This is a genomic window from Methylobacterium sp. AC315, assembly GCF_979253755.1.
Genome location: NZ_CEEDEA010000005.1, coordinates 40,725 through 60,341, shown reverse-complemented (window position 1 = coordinate 60,341; position 19,617 = coordinate 40,725). Strand labels below are relative to the sequence as shown.

18 protein-coding genes are annotated in these 19,617 nt (G+C 68.3%); 12 read left to right on the top strand and 6 right to left on the bottom strand.

The window, feature by feature from the left end; genetic code table 11:
- Positions 1-21 precede the first annotated feature (21 nt).
- From AC0IY0_RS10390 to AC0IY0_RS10365, 6 genes are all read left to right on the top strand, one after another.
- On the top strand, positions 22-1,176 hold the full coding sequence (locus AC0IY0_RS10390; RefSeq protein WP_471763744.1) for an ATP-grasp domain-containing protein: 1,155 nt from the start codon (positions 22-24) through the stop codon (positions 1,174-1,176).
- Complete coding sequence (mch, locus tag AC0IY0_RS10385) at positions 1,173-2,147, top strand: methenyltetrahydromethanopterin cyclohydrolase (protein ID WP_471763743.1); 975 nt, start codon at positions 1,173-1,175, stop codon at positions 2,145-2,147. The genes AC0IY0_RS10390 and mch overlap by 4 nt, the downstream gene beginning before the upstream one ends.
- A 200-nt stretch (positions 2,148-2,347) precedes the next feature.
- Positions 2,348-3,256 (top strand): ATP-grasp domain-containing protein, encoded by a 909-nt coding sequence (locus AC0IY0_RS10380; protein ID WP_147906617.1) that lies wholly within the window; start codon positions 2,348-2,350, stop codon positions 3,254-3,256.
- On the top strand, positions 3,253-4,086 hold the full coding sequence (locus AC0IY0_RS10375; protein WP_471763742.1) for a triphosphoribosyl-dephospho-CoA synthase: 834 nt from the start codon (positions 3,253-3,255) through the stop codon (positions 4,084-4,086). The genes AC0IY0_RS10380 and AC0IY0_RS10375 overlap by 4 nt, the downstream gene beginning before the upstream one ends.
- A gap of 239 nt (positions 4,087-4,325) precedes the next feature.
- Positions 4,326-4,835 (top strand): 5,6,7,8-tetrahydromethanopterin hydro-lyase, encoded by a 510-nt coding sequence (fae, locus tag AC0IY0_RS10370; protein ID WP_007568574.1) that lies wholly within the window; start codon positions 4,326-4,328, stop codon positions 4,833-4,835.
- Positions 4,836-5,261: 426 nt separating this feature from the next.
- A complete protein-coding gene (locus tag AC0IY0_RS10365) occupies positions 5,262-6,083 on the top strand; it encodes a prephenate dehydrogenase (protein ID WP_147937858.1) in 822 nt (273 codons plus the stop codon).
- Positions 6,084-6,160: 77 nt separating this feature from the next.
- On the opposite strand, the gene groL is transcribed toward AC0IY0_RS10365, so the two are convergent.
- Together groL and groES are read right to left on the bottom strand one after the other, a co-directional pair.
- Entirely contained in the window at positions 6,161-7,804 is a 1,644-nt protein-coding gene (gene groL, locus AC0IY0_RS10360; RefSeq protein WP_147906620.1) for a chaperonin GroEL, read from the bottom strand.
- Between the two features lie 72 nt (positions 7,805-7,876).
- Positions 7,877-8,167, bottom strand: a complete 291-nt coding sequence (gene groES / locus AC0IY0_RS10355; RefSeq protein ID WP_147906621.1) for a co-chaperone GroES — start codon at positions 8,165-8,167, stop codon at positions 7,877-7,879.
- A 210-nt stretch (positions 8,168-8,377) separates the two neighbouring features.
- Here groES and AC0IY0_RS10350 point away from each other — a divergent pair, with 210 nt between their 5' ends.
- The 3 genes from AC0IY0_RS10350 to AC0IY0_RS10340 all read left to right on the top strand — a co-directional run bounded on the left by AC0IY0_RS10350 (position 8,378) and on the right by AC0IY0_RS10340 (position 11,627).
- A complete protein-coding gene (locus tag AC0IY0_RS10350) occupies positions 8,378-9,364 on the top strand; it encodes a CorA family divalent cation transporter (protein ID WP_147906622.1) in 987 nt (328 codons plus the stop codon).
- Positions 9,365-9,560: 196 nt separating this feature from the next.
- The gene (locus AC0IY0_RS10345) at positions 9,561-11,021 is read left to right on the top strand and encodes a methyl-accepting chemotaxis protein (protein ID WP_147937914.1); all 1,461 of its coding nucleotides are present in this window, start codon (positions 9,561-9,563) and stop codon (positions 11,019-11,021) included.
- Between the two features lie 216 nt (positions 11,022-11,237).
- Positions 11,238-11,627 (top strand): DUF3455 domain-containing protein, encoded by a 390-nt coding sequence (locus AC0IY0_RS10340; RefSeq protein WP_187278895.1) that lies wholly within the window; start codon positions 11,238-11,240, stop codon positions 11,625-11,627.
- Positions 11,628-11,699: 72 nt separating this feature from the next.
- Here AC0IY0_RS10340 and pdeM read toward each other — a convergent pair whose 3' ends face one another.
- From pdeM to AC0IY0_RS10325, 3 genes are read right to left on the bottom strand one after another with little or no spacing between them, the layout of a single operon-like run.
- On the bottom strand, positions 11,700-12,413 hold the full coding sequence (pdeM, locus tag AC0IY0_RS10335) for a ligase-associated DNA damage response endonuclease PdeM (protein WP_147937855.1): 714 nt from the start codon (positions 12,411-12,413) through the stop codon (positions 11,700-11,702).
- Between the two features lie 41 nt (positions 12,414-12,454).
- The gene (locus AC0IY0_RS10330; RefSeq protein WP_471763741.1) at positions 12,455-15,049 is read right to left on the bottom strand and encodes a ligase-associated DNA damage response DEXH box helicase; all 2,595 of its coding nucleotides are present in this window, start codon (positions 15,047-15,049) and stop codon (positions 12,455-12,457) included.
- A 51-nt stretch (positions 15,050-15,100) separates the two neighbouring features.
- Positions 15,101-16,057 (bottom strand): alpha/beta hydrolase, encoded by a 957-nt coding sequence (locus AC0IY0_RS10325; RefSeq protein WP_471763740.1) that lies wholly within the window; start codon positions 16,055-16,057, stop codon positions 15,101-15,103.
- A 201-nt stretch (positions 16,058-16,258) separates the two neighbouring features.
- Here AC0IY0_RS10325 and AC0IY0_RS10320 point away from each other — a divergent pair, with 201 nt between their 5' ends.
- Together AC0IY0_RS10320 and AC0IY0_RS10315 are read left to right on the top strand one after the other, a co-directional pair.
- Complete coding sequence (locus tag AC0IY0_RS10320; RefSeq protein ID WP_147906626.1) at positions 16,259-16,603, top strand: DUF6460 domain-containing protein; 345 nt, start codon at positions 16,259-16,261, stop codon at positions 16,601-16,603.
- Between the two features lie 38 nt (positions 16,604-16,641).
- Positions 16,642-18,018 (top strand): MATE family efflux transporter, encoded by a 1,377-nt coding sequence (locus tag AC0IY0_RS10315; RefSeq protein ID WP_471763739.1) that lies wholly within the window; start codon positions 16,642-16,644, stop codon positions 18,016-18,018.
- Between the two features lie 76 nt (positions 18,019-18,094).
- Here the strand turns inward: AC0IY0_RS10315 and AC0IY0_RS10310 are convergent, their stop codons facing one another.
- Positions 18,095-18,433: a YMGG-like glycine zipper-containing protein gene (locus tag AC0IY0_RS10310; RefSeq protein ID WP_147906628.1), complete on the bottom strand. Its 339-nt coding sequence runs from the start codon at positions 18,431-18,433 to the stop codon at positions 18,095-18,097.
- 216 nt (positions 18,434-18,649) lie between these two features.
- Here AC0IY0_RS10310 and AC0IY0_RS10305 point away from each other — a divergent pair, with 216 nt between their 5' ends.
- Entirely contained in the window at positions 18,650-19,543 is an 894-nt protein-coding gene (locus AC0IY0_RS10305; protein WP_147906629.1) for an HpcH/HpaI aldolase/citrate lyase family protein, read from the top strand.
- The last annotated feature ends 74 nt before the right edge of the window (positions 19,544-19,617 follow it).

The following is a 19,617-nucleotide window of genomic DNA, read 5'->3' as shown; positions in this document are numbered from 1 at the left end:
CCGGCTCCGGCGCATCCCGGCGTGGCAGAGGCGATCCTGATCGCCGCTCAATCCGGGCGCGCCCTCGCGGAGGCGGCTCGGCGGGCGGGAATGCGCCCCTTCGTGGCCGACCTGTTCGGCGATTCCGACACGCTGGCGCTCAGCGAAGCCTACCGGCCGCTCCCGGGTCGATTCGGCAGCCCGATGGCTTTCGAAGCGACCCTGGCGGCGATCGACGCCTTGGCCGAAACCGCAGGCTCGGTCGTCGGCCTCGTCCTTGGCAGCGGCTTCGAGGACGCGCCCGGCCTGATCGCCCGGGCCGCCGAACGGCACCGTCTGGTCGGCGCCGATGCGCCCGCGGTCGCCGCACTCAAGGATCCGTTCGCGCTCGCCGCGCTCTGCGTCCGGCTCGACATCCCGCATCCCAAGATCGCGACCGATGCGCGTCCCGACCCGTCCGGCTGGTTGCTGAAGCGGACCGGCGGCAGCGGCGGCAGCCACATCCGTCCGGCGGGTCGCGGCCCCGCGCCGGACGCGCATTATTTCCAGGCCCGGGTCCCGGGCCGACCCCACGCGCTGAACTTCCTCGCCGACGGACGCGCGATCCAAATGCTGGCGGTGACGGAGCAATGGTGCGCGCCGTCGCCGATCCGGCCCTACCGGTTCGGCGGTGCCGCAACCGGCGCTGCGACGGAAGCTCGGCTTCTCCCCGACGCGCTGATCGCTACGGTCGCGGAGGCCGTTGAGAGCATCGTTGCGGCGACCGGCCTGCGCGGCCTCGGCAGCGCCGATTTCCTGGTCGACGGGTCCGGCTGCTGGTGGCTCACCGAGATCAACCCGCGGCCCGGCGCGACCCTCGACATCCTCGATCGCCGGAGCACGCCGCTCCTGGCGGCCCACATCGCGGCCAGCCTCGGCGCCATGCCGGCGCTCGGTGCGCAACCGGCGGATGCGGCCGCCGCCCAGATCTGTTACGCGGGTCGGGAGCATGCGCCCGTGCCGGATTTCGCCTGGCCGGATCATGTGCGCGACCGCCCGCGCCCCGGCACGGTGGTCCGCCGCGACGCGCCTCTCTGCACGGTGCTTGCCCATGGGGCCGACCGGCAGATGGCGCTCGACAGTTTGAACACGCGGACGGCGCGGCTCCAAGCCGACCTCACCGCTGAGAAAATGCACCCCGAGGAAACCCTGAGATGAGTGCCAGCCAATCCTATCCCAGCGTCAACGCGCTGACGGCGCCGCTGATCGAGCGGTTCGTGGCCGACGCCGCGACGCTGCGCCTGTCCGTGTCGCAGACGGCCGGCGGAGCCCGGATGGTCGATGCCGGCGCCCAGGCGCGCGGCTCCATCGAGGCCGGACGACGCATCGCCGAGATCTGCCTCGGCGGCCTCGGCACCGTGAGCATCGCCCCGAGCGGCCCGATCGCCTCCTGGCCGTATTCCGTGATCGTCCATGCGGCCGACCCGGTGCTCGCCTGCCTGGGCAGCCAGTATGCGGGCTGGAGCCTGGCCGATGAAGCCGGCGATTCCGGCTTCTTCGCCCTCGGCTCGGGCCCCGGCCGCGCAGTCGCTGCGGTCGAGGATCTGTATCAGGAGCTCGGCTATCGGGATTCCGCTTCGAAGACCGCTCTGGTGCTCGAAGCCGCCGGCGGTCCGCCCGACAGCGTCGTCGCCAAGGTCGCCGAAGCGGCCGGCTTGCGGCCCGAGGACCTGACCTTCATCTTCGCACCGACCCAGAGCTTGGCCGGCTCGACCCAGGTGGTCGCCCGGGTGCTCGAGGTGGCCCTGCACAAGGCCCACACGGTCGGGTTCGACCTGCACGCGATCGTAGACGGCATCGGGTCGGCCCCGCTTTCGCCGCCCCACCCGGACTTCATCAAGGCGATGGGCCGCACCAACGATGCGATCATCTACGGTGGCCGGGTCCAGCTCTTCGTCGATGCCGACGATGCCGACGCCAAGCAGCTCGCCGAGCAGATCCCGTCCACCACGTCGAGCGACCACGGCGCCCCGTTCGCCGAGATCTTTTCGCGGGTGAACGGCGATTTCTACAGGATCGACGGCGCGCTGTTCTCGCCGGCCGAAGCGATCGTCACGTCGGTGCGCACCGGCGCCACGTATCGCGGCGGCCGCCTGGAGCCGGCGCTGGTGGAAGCGTCGTTCGCTTAAACGCGGGGCGTTCGAGCTCCGGTTCACGAGGCATCGCGGCGTAGACGACGTCGCACTGCCAATCGCATGAAGCGAGGGTCCCTCTCTCCCCAGTGGGAGAGAGGGAAGCCGGTCCCGGCCGGCCCTCGCGATCGCGCTTCGCACCCACACAGATCCGGTGCTTTCCCGTGCAGGAAAGGGCCGTCGAGAGTCTCCGATCCATGCGCATCGCCCTCGCGGCCGATAACGGCAATTGGCACAAGGCCCGGCTCCTGGCGGCCCTGCGGGCGCAGGGGGTCGAGCCGGTGCTGTTCTCCCTGGCCGACGTGATCGTGGCCACCGGCGGCGGCGAGCCGCTGCGGGTCCCGGGCTTCTCCGGCGAATTGCCCGGCGGCGTGTTGCTGCGGACCATCGCGGGGGGCACGTTCGAGGCGACCACCATGCGGCTCGGCGTGCTGCACGCCCTGGTCTCGGCGGGCGTGACGGTCTGGAACCCGCCCACGGCCATCGAACGCTCGGTCGACAAGGCGGCGACCTCGCTGCTGATCGCCCGTGCCGGCCTTCCGACCCCGGAGACCTGGGTCGTCTCGAAACGCGAGGCCGCCGCGGAGATCGTGGAGCGGGAAGCCCGCCCCGGCGCACCTCTGGTCCTCAAGCCGCTGTTCGGCTCGCAAGGGGAGGGGCTCGCGCTGATCGAGACGCCCGGGGACCTGCCGGACGAGGAGGCTGTAGCCCGTGTCTACTATCTCCAGCGCTACGTGCCGCGGCGGGACGGGCTGTGGCGCGACTATCGCGTGTTCGTCTGCGACGGACGCGCGATCGCCGGCATGATCCGGGAGGGCGACGGCTGGATCACCAACGTCCACCGCGGGGGCCGGCCGCTGCCCTGGGCCATGCCCCGGGACGCCGCCGAGATGGCCGAGGCCGCCGCCGCCGCGGTCGGGGTCGACTATTCCGGGGTGGACCTGGTGGAGGACGGGGAGGGCGGCTTCTCGATCCTCGAAGTCAATTCGATGCCGGCCTGGTCCGGCCTGCAGACCGTGTGCGACACCGATATCGCCGGCGCTGTCGTGCGCGGTTTCCTGTCCGCCGTCCGGGGCGCCAGCATTCCGCGGCTCGTGGTGGCATGACCGGTCTCGCGCCGGGGCTGATCGGCACGCTCTACCGCGCCGCCTGCCTGGCGGAACTCGACGCGCTGAAACCCGGCAACGTCCACGCCTACGCAGCCGGCCATCGCATGGTCATGGCGGATTTCGTCACCAGCGCCGACGTCTCGGCACCGGGGCTGGCGTGGGCGGGATCAGGCGTCGGTGCGCGGGTCCGCGCCGGGGTCGCGGCCACCCTGGCGGCCGTCGCCCAGAACACCAATCTGGGCATCTTGCTCCTGTGTGCGCCGCTTGCCGTCGCAGCGGAGGGGGGCCGATCGGTCGAAGCGGTGCTGGACACCCTGCAGGCTGACGATTCCGAAGCGGTCTTCGCAGCGATCCGGCTCGCGAACCCGGGAGGCCTCGGCCGGGCCGACCAGCACGACGTATCGGTCGCCGCCCCGGCCTCCCTGCGCGCGGCCATGGCGGAAGCGGCAGATCGCGACCGCATCGCTCGGGCCTATGGCACGGGCTTCGCGGACATCGCAGAGATCGGGCTGCCGGCCCTCGCCGGCGCGCGCGCCGCAGGCCTCGATCCGACCTGGTGCACCACCGCGATCCACCTCGCCTATCTCCGGACCGTTCCGGACAGCCACATCGCCCGCAAGGCCGGCGCACCAGTGGCGGAGTCTGTTCGCCTGGAGGCCGCAGGCTTACTCGACGGTCTCGATCTCGCCACACGTCCGGTCGAGCCGCTGCTGCTCTTCGACGCGTCGTTGAAGGCGCGCGGGCTCAACCCTGGCACCAGCGCGGATTTCACGGTGGCGACCGTGTTCTGGGACGCCCTGACTACGGCAGGCGCCGCCCTGGCGTGATACGCGGATAAGTTCCAGCTTTTCACGGCCCGCGGTCAAAGAAATTCCTCAGATCCAGGGCCTTGCGCGGGTTGTGAGCCGCTGGGTCGCACTGTAGGGTCCGGCGCGCTGTCCGGCCCAACCGGCTCGGCCCAACCGGCTCGTCCGGAGGTTCGGGCGCCGATAACAAGGATGGCTTCCCGGCCGCTGGCATTGTCCGGCGCCGCGGCCCTATTTCGGAATCCAGGGAGAGACACCGAATGGCGAAGATCACCAAGGTTCAGGTTGGCGAAGCCCTCGTCGGCGACGGCAACGAAGTCGCTCACATCGACCTGATCATCGGACCGCGCGGCTCGCCCGCCGAGACGGCTTTCTGCAACGGCCTCGTGAACAACAAGCACGGCTTCACCAGCCTGCTCGCGGTCATCGCGCCGAACCTGCCGTGCAAGCCGAACACCCTGATGTTCAACAAGGTCACCATCAACGACGCCCGTCAGGCCGTCCAGATGTTCGGCCCGGCCCAGCACGGCGTTGCCAAGGCCGTCCAGGATGCCGTCGCCGAAGGCATCATCCCGGCCGATGAGGCCGACGACCTGTTCATCCTGGTCGGCGTGTTCATCCACTGGGAAGCGGCCGACGACGCCAAGATCCAGAAGTACAACTACGAGGCCACCAAGCTCTCGATCCAGCGCGCCGTGAACGGCGAGCCGAAGGCTTCGACCGTCACCGAGCAGCGCAACTCGGCTCAGCACCCCTTCGCCGCCAATTAGATTGGGGACGGTCCTGGACAGAGTGAGCCTCCGCCCGCACCGCGGGGCCTGCTCCAGCGACTGGCTTCTATCTTCTTAGGCCGATAGGCACGACGACAGACGGGACGGCGCAAGCCGTCCCGTTTTTTTTGGTTCCGCAGTCACGCGGTGTGGAAGAGCGCGCTCGGGGCAGCGAAACCTGGGCCCTTCAATCGAGCAGCGTTCAAGCATTCCGTACGATCAGGCCGAGTCCTGGCATCGAGGCGGCCTTGTTGACGAGCATGGCAGCACCGCATAGACGACCGTCCTCATGACAAGCTTGCCGTTCACCGCATCCTATCGCCCGCCCTTTTCATAGCGGCGGCTTGCTTATCTTGCCCAACCGCTGCGTCGTCGGCGGTTGCACTTCATCATGATCCGTCGACCTCGCGTCTGCCCGAGGTCACCGTGTCAGTCTCCCAAGCCACTCAATTCTACCCCGCCGTCGGGGTCATCGGTTTCGGCGCCTTCGGTCGCCTGATCGTCCGGCATCTCGGGCCGCACATGGCGCTGCGCGTCTACGATCCACGCCCGGCCGAGGCCGATTCCCAGACCTACGGCGCCGTGCGGACGGACTTGATCGCGGCGGCACGCTGCTCCGTCGTCATCCTGGCCGTTCCGGTATCCCGCCTGTCCGATGTCGTGGCCGACATTGCCCCTCATCTCCGATCGGGAACGCTGGTGGTCGATGTCGGCTCGGTGAAGATGATCCCCGTCGAGATCATGCGGGCGGGATTACCGGCCGGCGTCGAGATCCTGGGAACCCATCCCCTGTTCGGCCCGCAGAGTGCCGTCGGCGGGATCGCGGGACTGAAGATCGCGGTGTGCCCTGACACCACGGGACGGCACGGGCGTCGTGCTGCGGCTTTCCTCCGGACGGTGCTGAAGCTCAAGGTGATCGTCACGACGCCCGAGGCCCACGACCGCGAGGCCGCGGCCGTGCAAGGCCTGACGCATCTGATCGCGCGGGTGCTCGTCGCCATGGAGCCGCTTCCCACTCACATGACCACGCGAAGCTTCTCACTGCTCATGCAAGCGGTCGACATGGTCCGGCACGACGCCCCCGAAGTGTTCGAGGCGATCGAGCGATCCAATCCGTTTGCCGCTGATGTCCGCCAGCGCTTCTTCAAGCTCGCTGCCCAAGTCGAGGCCGATCTCGCACGCAGAAATCTTTCTGCAGCCGTCGAACAGCCGCCCCTCATGACGGCTCGGACTTCCGCGGGACCGTGAGACGGCCGTGTCATACCAACGAAAAAAGGGGCCGCCTTTCGGCGACCCCCTTCGTCAGATCGATGGTTGGCGTGGACTTAGAAATCCATGCCGCCCATGCCGCCGCCGCCCGGCATCGCGGGGGCGCCGCCATCCTTCTTCGGCGCGTCGGCCACCATCGCCTCGGTGGTGACCAGCAGGCCGGCCACGGAAGCGGCGTCCTGCAGGGCGGTACGGACGACCTTGGCCGGATCGACGATACCGGCCTGGATCATGTCGACATACTCTTCGGTCTGGGCGTTGAAGCCGTAGGTCTCCGAGGAGGTGTTGTCGGTGATCTTGCCGACGACGATCGAGCCTTCCACGCCTGCGTTCTGGGCGATCTGACGGATCGGGGCCTCAAGCGCCTTCAGCACGATCTTGATGCCGGCCTGGACGTCCGGAACATCGCTCTTCAGCGCGGCGACCGCCTTCTTGGCACGCAGCAGTGCAGTGCCGCCGCCCGGGACGATGCCTTCCTCGACAGCCGCGCGGGTGGCGTTGAGGGCGTCGTCGACGCGGTCCTTCTTCTCCTTGACCTCGACCTCGGTCGCGCCGCCGACGCGGATCACCGCGACGCCGCCCGCGAGCTTGGCCAGGCGCTCCTGCAGCTTCTCGCGGTCGTAGTCCGAGGTGGTCTCCTCGATCTGCGCCTTGATCTGCGAGATTCGGCCCTCGATGTCGGTCTTCTCGCCGACGCCGTCGATGATCGTGGTGTTCTCCTTCTCGATGCGCACCCGCTTGGCGCGGCCGAGCATGTCGAGCGTCACGTTCTCGAGCTTGATGCCGAGGTCCTCGGCGATCATCTGGCCCTTGGTCAGGATCGCGATGTCTTCGAGCATCGCCTTGCGGCGGTCACCGAAGCCCGGCGCCTTCACGGCCGCGACCTTCAGGCCGCCGCGCAGCTTGTTCACCACGAGGGTGGCCAGCGCCTCGCCCTCGATGTCCTCGGCGATGATCAGCAGCGGCTTGCCGGTCTGCACCACGGCCTCGAGCACCGGCAGCATCGCCTGCAACGACGACAGCTTCTTCTCGTGGATCAGGATGTAGGGATCCTCGAGCTCGGCGACCATCTTCTCCGCGTTCGTGATGAAGTACGGGGACAGGTAGCCGCGGTCGAACTGCATGCCCTCGACGACGTCGAGCTCGGTCTCGGCCGTCTTGGCCTCCTCGACCGTGATCACGCCCTCGTTGCCCACCTTCTGCATGGCGTGGGCGATCATCTCGCCGATCTCCTTGTCGCCGTTGGCGGAGATCGTGCCGACCTGGGCGACCTCGTCGGAGGTCGAGACCTTCTTGGCGCGCGCGATGATGTCCTTCACCGCAGCGGCGGTGGCGAGGTCGATGCCGCGCTTCAGGTCCATCGGGTTGATGCCGGCGGCGACGTACTTGGCGCCTTCACGGACGATGGCCTGGGCCAGCACGGTGGCGGTGGTGGTGCCGTCACCCGCGATGTCGTTGGTCTTCGAGGCCACTTCGCGCACCATCTGGGCGCCCATGTTCTCGAACTTGTCGGCGAGCTCGATCTCCTTGGCGACGGTGACGCCGTCCTTGGTGATGCGCGGGGCGCCGAAGCTCTTCTCGATCACGACGTTGCGGCCCTTCGGGCCCAGCGTCACCTTCACCGCGTCGGCAAGGATATCGACGCCGCGCAGCATCTTATCGCGGGCGTCGGCGGAGAAACGAACGTCTTTCGCTGCCATGGTTTGCCTCTTGTGGTTGGGTTGGACCCCAAGGCCTCAGGTGGCCTCAAAGGGTTGGAACGGGCGATCCGATCAGGCGGCGACGACGCCCATGATGTCGGATTCTTTCATGATCAGGAGGTCCTGACCGTCGATCTTGACCTCGGTGCCGGACCACTTGCCGAACAGGACGCGGTCCCCCGCCTTCACGTCGAGCGCGTTGACGCGGCCCTGCTCGTCGCGAGCGCCGGGACCGACGGCGACGATCTCGCCTTCCTGCGGCTTCTCCTTGGCGGTGTCCGGAATGATGATGCCGCCCTTGGTCTTCTCCTCGCCCTCGATGCGACGGACGACCACGCGGTCGTGCAGCGGACGGAACTTCATGAGCTGCCCTCTTGCTTCAGGTCTGCAGTTGGCGTTGATGCGGCGTGCGCGGCCGCTCCCAAGCCCGACTGTTAGCACTCTGTCTTGGCGAGTGCCAATGACGGCGGCGAGTTAGCTCTCGTGCGGCTTGAAGTCAAGACTGTCGCACCCGCGCGCGACGGCGCGATGACCCGGCATCGGCCCTGATTTCCCCTAGGATAACGCGCCCTCATGCTGAGCCTCCACGGACCCGAAGGCGCGGTGACGCCTGAACGCGGCGGCCCAATTCCCGGCAATGCCGTCTGGCTCGATCTGAACGACCCGAGTTCCGAGGAGGCCGCCGCCGTGGAAGCGGCCACCGGCCTGCGCGTACCGTCCCGGGCCGCACTGTCGGAGGTGGAATCCTCCAGCCGGCTGCGGCGCGTGAAGGGCGGGCTGTCGCTCTCGACGCCGATGATCACCTTCGAGCGCAGTGATTCCCAGTTGAAACCGCTGGGGTTCCTCCTGTCGAAGGATCACCTCGTCACGATCCGGTTCCACGACATGCGCGCGATCGACTCGTCGGAGAAGCGCATCGCCGACGGCGACGGCAGCGTGACGCCGAGCGAGATCTTCCTCGTGATCCTGGAGGAGTTGGTCGACAGCCTCGCGGACGCCCTGGAGGACATGGCCTCCGAACTCGACACGCTGTCCACGCGGATCTTCGACTTCGATGTCCGCGGCGCCGATCGCCGTCGGCTGGAAAGCCCGCCGCCCCGCCGCCGCGACCTGGCGCTGCGGCGGATCCTGCGCGGCATCAGCAACCGTGGGAAGGTTCTCGGGAAGATCCGCGCGAGCCTGCTCGGCCTGGAGCGGATCGTGCCGTTCGTGTCGGCCGCTTGCGAAGGGCTCGGCCTGCCCGGCGACGGTCGCTTCGAGACGATCCGGCGCGACATCGACTCCCTGGACGAGTTCGAGACGCGGCTTGCCGAGAACGTTCAGTTCCTCCTCGACGCCACATTGGGGCTCATCAACATCGAGCAGAACAACGTCTTCCGGGTACTGACGGTGGTGTCTGTGGTTGGTGTGCCGCCGACGCTGATCGCCTCGATGTACGGCATGAACTTCAAGCACATGCCGGAGCTGGACTGGGCCTACGGATATCCCTACGCCCTCGCGCTTATTTTGATCAGCGCTCTTGCTCCAATTGTATATTTCCGAAGCCGCGGGTGGTTCTGATATTCGTCAGCTTAAAAGGCAAAAGCTGTCTTTAATACAAATCTAAGCCTCTGCCAATCAACTATTACAACTTACTTTGATTGAATATTTCATTTGACGCGCTCTCAATGCAGGCTTCGGTTTCAAAGACTGTCGAATTATATAAAATTTAACCCAATCTCGGCCATATGCTCGCAGGAGCAGCGTGGACACCGATATGTTCAAGAGAACCGTCTATAACGAGGCGCAGGCCAAGCTTGACGCCCTGGACCGGTCGTTGGCGATCATCGAATTCTCGATGGACGGGCAAGTCCTGAGTGCCAACCACAACTTTTTGCACCTGATGAAGTACACCCTTGCGGATGTACAAGGCAAACATCATCGCATCTTTGTCGAACCGATGGCTGCCAAGTCGCCAGAGTACACGGAGTTCTGGTCGAAGCTGAAGGACGGTCAGTACGTCACCGGCGAATTCCTGCGGATCGACAAGAACGGCACGGAGGTCTGGCTGGAGGCGACCTACAACCCCGTCCTCGACGCGCGCGGCAAGCCGGTGAAGGTGGTCAAGTTCGCGGCCGACATCTCGGCCAAGAAGAACGATATCGATCGGCTGATGTCGATGATCGACAACATGCCGGTCGCGGTGATGACCGCCGATCCCCGCAACGAGTTCAAGATCAACTACCTGAACGCGACCTCGCGCCGGACCCTCGGGCCGCTGGAGCAATGGCTGCCGATCAAGGTCGACGAGATGCTCGACCACTCCTTCGACGTGTTCCACAAGAACCCGCGTCACCAGCGTAACATGCTGGCGGATGCGAGCCGGCTGCCGCACCGGACCAAGATCAAGGTCGGGCCGGAGACCCTCGATCTGCAGGTCACCGCCGTCAACGACCGGAAGGGCAATTACATCGGACCGATGCTGACCTGGGCCGTCGTATCCGCGCAGGTGAATATGTCCACCGACGTCAGCCGTGTCGTCGATGCCGTGGGTTCGGCGATCCGCGAGATGCAGCATTCGGCCGAGGGGCTGACGCAGTCGGCCGATTCCGCTCGGCAGAAGGCCTCGTCCGTGGCGGCGAACTCCGAGCAGATGAACGGCGCAATCCAGGAGATCTCGGGTCAGGTCGGACGGGTCTCCGAGCGCGCCCGCCAGATCGCGGTGCAGGCCGAGACCACGGACGCGACGATGCGGCAGCTCGCCGAGAACGCCCGGGAGGTCGACGCGGTGGTCGGCATGATCAAGTCGATCGCCGGGCAGACCAACCTCCTGGCGCTGAATGCCACGATCGAGGCCGCGCGGGCGGGCGCCGCCGGCCGGGGCTTCGCGGTGGTGGCGAGCGAGGTCAAGGCTCTGGCCGAGCAGACCGCGAAGGCCACCGGCGAGATCACCCAGCAGGTTGCGGCGATCCAGAGCGCAACCGGCGAGGCGGTCGGAGCGATCGAGATGATCACCGCCGCCGTCGCCGAGCTCTCGACGCTGACCCTGGCGATGGCGAGCGCTGTCGAGGAGCAGGCGGTCTCGACGCACGAGATGTCCGGCAATATCGGCGGCGTTTCGCAGGCCGCCAATGCCACCGGTCAACTGGCGGAAGCTGTCCTGGGAGTCGCCGAGAGCCTCGCCGGACACTCAGCGGATCTCTCGGAGAGTGTCACGCGGTTCATGAAATCCGCCTGACCTGGATCACGCGCGAGCCGCGGCGTGAAACGCGCACGCGGTTTGCAACGTATCGGCGGTTCGGACTGTCCGGATGGAGCTGAACCGATTCCCCACGCCGTCATCACGCTCCGCAGCCTCACAAGGTCTTGGCGGACAACCCTCATCGCCGTGGCGTCCTGCGCTCCGGCTTTCGCATTGGCCGAACCGGCGGGCCTGGAACCGCCGCCCGGCAGCGTGGCGATCGCGCGTCTCGCCGCCCGGGGCGTGCAGGTCTATGCCTGCATCGCTGCCGAGAACGGCCCGGCCTGGGGCCCCGCCAAACCCGAGGCCGAACTCGTCCAGCCGGATGGAAGCACGGTCGGGCGCCACTTCGAGGGACCGGTCTGGGAGGCGCAGGACGGATCCCGGGTGCTCGGTACCGTCATCGCTCAGGTGCCCGCACCGCGACCCCAGGCGGTCGCGTGGCTGCTACTCTCCGGCCGGACGTCCGGAACCGGGTTGCTCGCCGGAACGCAGTATGTCCTGCGCAGCGACACAGTCGGCGGTGAGAAACCGCAGGGCGTCTGCATGCCGGGCCAGACGGCGCGGGTGCCCTACAGCGCGACCTACACCTTCTATCGCTGACGTCTCACGGCGCTCGTTCACACGGCCCCACCCGCGGCGAGGCGATATTTCGAACTGTCACGCGCGCTCCCGTCAATCCCGCGCCAGCTGCGCTCGGCCGATGGTGAAGACCCGTCCATCCCCGAGCAGATGGGCCGTGAACCCATTGGGGAATAGGCCGTCGATGGCCCGGTCGCGGACGTTCAGCCCGCCCGCGTAGGCACCGAAGGCGGGCATCACCAGGCGGGTGCCGTCGGTGACGAAGCAGCGGCGGCGGACCGCCCGACCGCGCATGGCGACCTTTCCGCAGGGATGGAGATGGCCGGCGATCTCACCGGGGACCGGTTCGCCGCTCGGCTCGTGACGCAGGATCAGGCCGCCCAGGGTTAGCGCGTCGGCGTAGCGGCCGCCGACGCCCTCGCTAACCGCCGCGTCGTGATTGCCCGCGATCCAGACCCAGTCCCGGCCCTCCTGCAAAGCCGACACCATGGCCCGGTCGCCGGGCTCCATCCGCTCCGGGCCGCGGACATCGTGGAACGAATCCCCGAGCGCGACCACGCGCGCCGGATCGTGGCGCACCACCGCCTCGTGGAGGCAGGCGAGGGTCTCGCGGGTGTCGTAAGGCGGCAGGAACTGGCCGGTGCGGGCGGCGTAGGACGACCCCTTCTCCAGATGGAGATCGGAGACGATCAGCGTGCGGTGCTCGGGCAGCCACACGCCGCCACACAGATCGAGCACCAGGGTCTCGCCCGCCAGCAGCAGGGTCGGGTGCTTGTGAGTCTTCTCGAGTCTCAGGCCGGCCGCCAAGATCGCATCCTCGGTCTCGATGGGGGAGGGCGGATCGACGGTCAGGACAGGGCTTCCTGAAGAAGCTCCGCCTCGGCCTCGGCCAGGATCTCGTCGGCCCCCTCACCGTAGACCCGTTCGCGCCCGATCTCGAGCATCACGGATACGGAGAGCGGCGAGACTCGATCGAGAGCCTTATGGATGATTCGCCCCTGAATGCGCTCTAGCATCATGCCGAGGCGCCTCACGTCGAGGAGTCCGGTTGCCGCATCCTGTCGCGCGGCGCGCAGCAGGAGATGGTCGGGCTGGTGCTTGCGCAGCACGTCGTAGATCAGGTCCGTGGAGATCGTGACCTGGCGACCGGACTTCTTCAAGCCGGGATGATGGCGCTCGATCAGGCCGGCGATCACCGCGCATTGCCGGAACGTGCGCTTCATCATCGCCGATTCATCGAGCCACGCCTCGAGGTCGTCGCCCAGCATGTCGACCGCGAACAGGTCGCCGATGAAGTCGGGGTCCAGCGCGGCCCGCTCCGAAACATCGCGGGTCGTCCAGATCGCGATGCCGTAATCGTTGGCTGCGAACCCGAGCGGGCGCAGGCCATCACGCTCCATCCGCCGTGTCAGCAGCATGCCGAGCGTCTGATGCGCCAGCCGTCCCTCGAACGGAAAGGCCGTGAGGTAGTGCCGCTTGCCCCGAGGGAAGGTCTCTACCAGCAAGTCGCGCTCGCCCGGCAGCACGGAGCGGCGGCGCTGCTGCAGCAGGTACTCGCCGATCTGCTTCGGCAAGCGATCCCAGGCGAACGGGTCGGCGATGATCGCCCGGACCCGCTCGGCCAGGAAGGTCGAGAGCGGGAATTTCGCACCGGCATAAGAGGGAATCGCAGGATCGGTCCCCAGTGGCGCGCGGGTCACCAGGGCCTCGTCCTCGGCCAGGCCCTCGAAGCGCAGAGTCTCGCCCGCAAACAGGAACGTGTCGCCGATCGTCAACGTATCGGCGAACTCGTCCTCGATCTCCCCGAGCACCCGGCCGCCCTTCGGCAGGACTGTGCCGGGCTTGCCGCGCAAGGTCCGTCCGAGCCTCACCCGGACCCGCGCCGCCTCGACGATCGTGCCGACATTCATGCGGTAGGCTTGCGCCGTCCGGGCATCGCGCACGCGCCACAAGCCGTCGGGCCCACGCAGGATCTTGGCGAAACGCTCGTAGGCACGCAGGGCGTAGCCGCCGGTCGCGACGTAATCGACGACCTGCTCGAACGATTCCCAAGTCAGGCTGGCATAGGGTGCTGCGGAGACGATTTCGTCGTAGAGGCCGACCGGATCGAAGGCGTCGGCGCAGGCCATACCGAGCACGTGCTGGGCGAGCACGTCGAGGGCGCCGAGCCGCGCGTCCGGGGTGTCCTGCGCGGCCGCCTCGACGGCATCGAGGGCCGCCTGGCACTCCAGCATCTCGAAGCGGTTGCCGGGTACGAGATAGGCCTTCGACGGCTCGTCCATCCGGTGGTTGGCCCGTCCGATCCGCTGCATGATCCGGCTCGCGCCCTTGGGAGCCCCCACGTTGACCACGAGATCGACGTCGCCCCAATCGATCCCGAGGTCGAGGGTCGCGGTGCAGACGATCGCCCGCAAACGTCCCTCCGCCATGGCGGCCTCGACCCGTCGCCGCTGCTGCGCGTCGAGGGAGCCGTGATGGATCGCGATCGGTAGCGCGTCCTCGTTGAGACGCCACAGTTCCTGGAACGTGTACTCGGCCTGGAGCCGGGTGTTGACGAAGACCAGGGTCGTCCGGTGCTCTTTGATCAATGCGTAGATCGCCGGCATCGAGTGCCAAGCGGTGTGCCCCGAAATCGGCAGCGACCGTCCGAGATCGAGCAGGCGCAAGTCGGCCTTGGCGCCGCCTTGGACGGTCACGAGGTCAGCCATGCAGGGTTCTGCGCTGCCTTCCTCCCCTAAGGAGGCGGGTAGACCGGCCGTAAGACCGGTTCGGGAAAGCGAAGCGCCGCCGGAGACGTCCCGACCGGCTTCCTCTTCTGAGCTGTCGCTCGGCTCCTTTTTCCGATTGCTGCGCAGGGTACCTTTTCCCACACAGGGAAGAGGAGGCTTCTGCACCTGCGGCACCAGATACTTCCGCAGCTCATCCGGCTCGCGCACGGTGGCGGACAATCCGATCGCCGCCAGATCCGGGGCGAGGCGGTGCAGCCGGGCGAGCGCCAGGGAAAGCAGATCCCCGCGTTTCGAGGTCACGAGGGCGTGCAGCTCGTCGAGGATGACGCAGCGCAATCCCGCGAAGAATTCGGCGGCGTCGCGATGGGCGATCAGAAGCGCCAGTTGCTCGGGCGTCGTCAGCAGGATGTCGGGCGGGCGGCTGATCTGGCGAGTCCGCTTGTGCGCCGGGGTATCGCCGGTGCGGGTCTCGACGCGCACCGGGAGGCTCATCTGGGCGATCGGCGCGTCCAGGTTGCGGGCGATGTCGACCGCCAGGGCCTTGAGCGGCGAGACGTAGAGGGTATGCAGGCCTCTTGAAGCCTTGGCCTCGGCTTTGGTGGCCCCCCGTTCCGAGAGGGCAACCAGGCTCGGCAGGAATCCCGCCAGCGTCTTACCGGCCCGCACCGGCGATCCGAAGCAGGTCGAGCTGGTGCGGACGCGGCGTCCAGCCACGCGCCGCGAACCACGCCCGGAAGGCCTCCGGCAGGATCTCGGATCGATCGCTCAGGCCAGGGCCATCAGGAAGCGGTCGATCAGTTCCAGGGCACGCTCGCTCATCGGGCCGGGGTACCGGGCGAAGACATGGCAACCGCCGGGATAGATGGCGGTGTGGCCGCCATTGCCGGCGGCGGCCCAGCGCGCAGACATGTACAGCGTGTCGTCGAGGAGCGGATCCGCGGTCCCGATGGTGAACAGGGCCGGCGGTAGACCTTTCAGGTCGGCATAGATCGGCGACACGTCCGGACGTCGCCGGTCGATCCCCTCGCGGACGTAGCCGTCGGCGAACTTGGTGAGATCGAGGGTGTTCACGACGAGGCGCTCGTCACCCCAATTGCGCACCGACGGGGTCAGGCCGAGATCGTAGAATCCCGCGTTGAGGTTGGCGCCCCGGAACGCGCGCGGCTGGTTGTGCCGGTCCCGAAGGCGCAGCAGCACCATCACGGCGAGATGCGCGCCGACCGATTCGCCGCCGATCGTCAGCGCATGGATGCCGAACTCCAACCGTCCGGGTCCCGCCAGCCAAAGGGCGGCGGCCTCGCAATCGAGCAGCGCGGCCGGATAAGGATGCTCGGGGGCAAGGCGGTACTCCACCGACAGCACGACGAAGCCGCAGGCGTCGGCGATGCGCTCGAGCCAGGGATCCTGTTCGTCGGCCGCGCCCCAGACCCAGCCGCCCCGGTGGATGTGGAGATAGGCGCCGCGCACCTTCGTGTCGGCCTTCGGGCGGATCACGCGGAGCTTGAGCGGCCCGCTGGGCCCCTCGATCGTCATCCATTCCGCCCGGGCGCTGTGCGGCATCGCCGGGGCCGCCTTGGTCCCGGCGCGACGGCGGGCACGAACCTCCTCGATCGGAAACGACCAGGGATCGGGCAGGGCGGCGTGCGCCGCGACGATCTCGGCATTGAGCCGAAGCGTCTCGGGATCGATCGTCGCCGGGTCGAACAAGGCGTGGTCGATCATGTTGGGTCTCGTCCCGTCGGCGCTGTCCCGCGGCCATTCCCGGCATCTTGGCGGGACGGCTCTCGCTTGCCATCTCGGGTCCGTGGGTGAAACCCGCTAACGCCCGATCCGGGATCCGGTTTCGACGCGGTGTTGTGTGCCGGCCACGGTTCCGCCCGTTTCCTCGCCGATCCCGACCCTTTCTGGCTTCATGAGGACGCGATGCTCGTCGATCACGACCGGCGCCGGCAAGGCGCTCCGCCGCCGAACGCCGCATACGGGGCTGAGACCTACCAGCGGCGGCCCTCGGCGCTGCACCGATTCCTGGGTGGCTCGCCGGCCGGAGTCTTCCTGCGCCTGCTGTTCCTATCGGTCCTGGTCGGCGCCTTCATGTCGATGCTCGGCCTGACGCCTGGCCGGCTATTCTGGCACGTCTACGACTCGGCCCGGGCGCTCCTGGAGATCGGCCTCGCCTCGCTGCACGATTTCGGCGGCTGGATCGTCGCGGGCGCCGTGGTCGTCATCCCGCTCTGGCTGCTCTCGCGACTCTTCGCGACGTCGCGCTGACCGGACCGCGCATGGTCCGGCTCGGCTAAGGTCGCGGCATGACGCATCCGCCCACCGCCCCGGTCCTGCCGACGCATCGCCGCGTATTGGCACTGGCCCTGCCGATGACGCTCGCCAATGTCACGACGCCGATGCTCGGCTTCGTCGGCGCGGCGGTGATCGGCCGGCTCGGCGATGCGGCCCTGCTCGGCGCGGTTGCGCTGGGCGCCGTCATCTTCGATGCCATCTTCTGGTCGTTCGGGTCCCTACGCATGGCAACCGCGGGACTGACCGCCCAGGCGGTCGGGGCCCGGGAGGGCATCGAGGTCGACCGTATCCTGGCCCGAGCGCTGATGGCCGGCGCCGCGATCGGCCTGAGTTTGGTCGTGCTGCAATGGCCGATCGCGCACGCCGCCTTCGCGGTCAGCGGCGCCAGCGAGGCGGTGACGTTGGGGCTCGCGACCTACTTCCATATCCGCATCCTGTCCGCGCCCTTCGTGCTGGCAAGTTATGGCGTGCTCGGCTCGGTGGTGGGGCGTGGGCGGACCGATCTCGGTCTGCTGCTGCAGGTGGCGATCAACCTGATCAATGTCGGGCTGACGCTTGCCTTCGTGCTCGGCCTCGGCCTGGGGCTCGCCGGCGCAGCGCTGGCGTCGCTCTGCGCGGAGGCGGCCGGGCTGGGGCTCGGCCTGATCGTACTGGCGCGGCTCGGATCGCGACCGTTCCGGGTGCCGCTGCGTGATCTGCGGGACGCCGCCGCCCTGCGCCGGACGCTCAGCGTCAATCTCGACGTGATCCTGCGCACCCTGGCGCTGATCACCGGCATCGTGCTGTTCTCGGCGCTCGGCGCACGCCAGGGCGACGTGGTCCTGGCAGCCAATTCCGTCCTGTGGAATCTGTTCCTGATCGGCGGCTTCTTCCTCGACGGCTTCGCCACGGCGGCGGAAACCCTGTGCGGACAAGCGGTTGGCGCGGGGAATGCGGACGGGTTCCGGCGGGCCTCCGCCTTGAGCCTGCGCTGGTGCCTGGGCTTCGGGATCGGGGTCAGCCTGCTGGCGCTCGGTGGGGGGCCGGGCTTCATCGACTTCGTCACCACGAGCGCGCCGGTGCGCGAGACCGCCCGGGCGTACCTGCCGTACGCCGCGCTGGCGCCGTTCGCGGCGGCGGCGCCATTCGCCTATGACGGGATCTATATCGGCGCGACCTGGACGCGGGCGATGCGCAACCTGATGGCGGGCGCGCTCGCGATCTACTGCGCGGCCCTGGTGCTGGTGCAGGTGTTTGGCCTCGGCAATGCCGGGCTGTGGCTGGCCTTCGTGGCGTTCCTGGGTGCCCGCGGCCTGTTCCAGGCGGTGGCGTTTCCCCGCCTGTCCCGCGCCACGTTTCGCGGATCGACGAATTCTGCAGATGGGAATCCGACGCCAGCCTCCGCGTAGTCTGCGAAGCGTAAGCCGCGGCGCCCGAAACCCAGGTCGTTCTTCGAAGAATTGCGGTCCGGGCGCGCGGCCCGGCTCAGCGCGGATCCTTCCAGGCCGTGGCGGCCGGCGGCGCAGCCCGGGCGACCGTCCCGGTTGTGCGCGGGATCTCTGCCTCGGCGCGGCGTTGGGGCGCCCGGCGGATGCTGCCGTACCGCCGGCCCCTACGGAGGTGGCGGCGTCCGCGCTCGCTGGAATGGCCGACGAACCCGCCGACCACGGCGCCGGCGACCGCCCCGATCGGGCCGCCCACCAGGGCGCCGGCCACCGCGCCGGAGCCGACCCCCAGGGTGGTCCGGCTCTGAGCCCGGGCCGGATCGGGCGCCCCGGCCAGGACCAGGCCGGCGAGGACGAAGACAGTCGAGAGAGCGCGCATGAGACTGGATCCCGGGATCCAAGGATTGAACCCGGGCCGCCTTTAGCCGTGAGAACATGACCAAAGCACGGCTGGATCCAGCACCGCCCCGGACCGTATCAAACCGCGCGCGGACTCACCGATGGCAGGACATCGGGCGTGGCGTATCGAACGTTCTGCTCTAGGGTGCAGTGCAACGAAGGCCGGCCGGGGAGCGGCCGCAGGAGGGAGATGCCCATGGCCACGACGACGGACCTGCGCCTGCGCCGGAGCGTGCTCTACATGCCCGGCTCGAACCAGCGGGCGCTCGACAAGGCCAAGACCCTGCCGGTGGACAGCATCATCCTCGACCTCGAGGACGCGGTCGGCCCCGAGGAGAAGGAGCTCGCCCGGGAGCAGGTCTGCGCCGCGGTCAAGAGCGGCGCTTACGGCAGCCGGGAGTTGGTGATCCGGGTCAACGCCCCGCAGACCCCCTGGGGCGAAGCCGACCTCCACGCCGCCATCGAGGCCAAGCCCGACGCGATCCTGATGCCGAAGGTGTCGTCCTCGGCGGTGCTGGAGAGCATCGCCGACCGGCTCGAATCCCTCGACGCCCCGGAGGGCATCGCCGTCTGGGCGATGATCGAGACCCCGGCCTCGATCCTCAACATCCAGGAGATCGCCCGGGCCAAGCGCGATCCGCGCATGCGCCTGACCTGCCTGGTCCTGGGCACCAACGACCTCGCCAAGGACACCTGGGCCAAGATCGTGCCGGGCCGGGTGCCGATGCTGCCCTGGATGATGATGGCGCTCGCCGCCGCCCGGGCCGAGGGCCTGGCGATCCTGGACGGCGTCTACAACGACATCGCGGACACGGAAGGCTGCCGCGACGAGTGCCGCCAAGCCCGCGACCTCGGCTTCGATGGCAAGACCCTGATCCACCCGACCCAACTGGAGCCGGCCAACGCCTCGTTCGCGCCCACCGACGAGGAGGTGCGCCGGGCCAAGCTGGTGATCGAGGCGTTCGAGCGCCCGGAATACGCCAAGCGCGGCGCGATCAAGCTCGAAGGCCGCCTCTACGAGCGCCAGCACCTCGGCGTGAACCGCCGGGCCGTGACCTGGGCCGAAGCGATCAGGGCGAAGGGGTTCTGAGATCGGGCGTCCGACGCGGGTCCCGGCCCGCGTCGAGATCGTGGTGGGCGTGTCCCGGGGCGGGCGGCGCAGCC

Excerpts from the sequence above, each read along its gene's own strand:
- AC0IY0_RS10350 (WP_147906622.1), top strand. The coding sequence starts at position 8,378 with ATGCTGAGCCTCCACGGACCCGAAGGCGCGGTGACGCCTGAACGCGGC.
- AC0IY0_RS10310 (WP_147906628.1), bottom strand. The coding sequence starts at position 18,433 with ATGCGCGCTCTCTCGACTGTCTTCGTCCTCGCCGGCCTGGTCCTGGCC.
- AC0IY0_RS10305 (WP_147906629.1), top strand. The coding sequence starts at position 18,650 with ATGGCCACGACGACGGACCTGCGCCTGCGCCGGAGCGTGCTCTACATG.
- AC0IY0_RS10320 (WP_147906626.1), top strand. The coding sequence starts at position 16,259 with ATGCTCGTCGATCACGACCGGCGCCGGCAAGGCGCTCCGCCGCCGAAC.
- AC0IY0_RS10315 (WP_471763739.1), top strand. The coding sequence starts at position 16,642 with ATGACGCATCCGCCCACCGCCCCGGTCCTGCCGACGCATCGCCGCGTA.
- AC0IY0_RS10345 (WP_147937914.1), top strand. The coding sequence starts at position 9,561 with ATGTTCAAGAGAACCGTCTATAACGAGGCGCAGGCCAAGCTTGACGCC.
- AC0IY0_RS10325 (WP_471763740.1), bottom strand. The coding sequence starts at position 16,057 with ATGATCGACCACGCCTTGTTCGACCCGGCGACGATCGATCCCGAGACG.
- AC0IY0_RS10380 (WP_147906617.1), top strand. The coding sequence starts at position 2,348 with ATGCGCATCGCCCTCGCGGCCGATAACGGCAATTGGCACAAGGCCCGG.
- fae (WP_007568574.1), top strand. The coding sequence starts at position 4,326 with ATGGCGAAGATCACCAAGGTTCAGGTTGGCGAAGCCCTCGTCGGCGAC.
- AC0IY0_RS10375 (WP_471763742.1), top strand. The coding sequence starts at position 3,253 with ATGACCGGTCTCGCGCCGGGGCTGATCGGCACGCTCTACCGCGCCGCC.
- groES (WP_147906621.1), bottom strand. The coding sequence starts at position 8,167 with ATGAAGTTCCGTCCGCTGCACGACCGCGTGGTCGTCCGTCGCATCGAG.
- groL (WP_147906620.1), bottom strand. The coding sequence starts at position 7,804 with ATGGCAGCGAAAGACGTTCGTTTCTCCGCCGACGCCCGCGATAAGATG.
- mch (WP_471763743.1), top strand. The coding sequence starts at position 1,173 with ATGAGTGCCAGCCAATCCTATCCCAGCGTCAACGCGCTGACGGCGCCG.